Source organism: Mesorhizobium sp. M8A.F.Ca.ET.161.01.1.1 (assembly GCF_004792105.1).
In the GTDB taxonomy this organism is placed as follows: Bacteria; Pseudomonadota; Alphaproteobacteria; order Rhizobiales; family Rhizobiaceae; genus Mesorhizobium.
In genome coordinates this window covers 1-309 of sequence record NZ_SRTD01000366.1, presented here as the reverse complement: position 1 = coordinate 309, position 309 = coordinate 1, and the positions used below count along the sequence as shown (strand labels likewise).

The window sequence follows — 309 nt, the reverse complement described above, 5'->3', positions numbered from 1 at the left end:
GTGGTCATCGATGTTCTTCGGTAGGGTTGGGTTGCTGACACAACCTGATTCGAAGGAAGCACCGATGACCGACGACATGATGGACCTGCGCACGCTCGTGGAGAAGACCCCCGACGCCGATATCTTGCGCGAGATGATCGGCTTTGCCGCTGACCGGCTGATGGAGCTGGAAGTGGGCGCGGCGACCGCCGCGGCCCATGGCGAGAAGAACCCGCTGCGGCTTGTCCAGCGCAACGGCTATCGCGACAGGGACTGGGAGACGCGGGCCGGCACGGTCGAGCTCCGCATCCCAAAGCTGAGGAAGGGCTC

1 protein-coding gene is annotated in these 309 nt (G+C 64.1%); it reads left to right on the top strand.

The annotated features are described in order from the left end of the window. Positions 1 to 64: 64 nt before the first annotated feature. On the top strand, positions 65 to 309 hold a 245-nt coding region (locus EN804_RS36100), incomplete at its 3' end, for a transposase (RefSeq protein ID WP_189602228.1).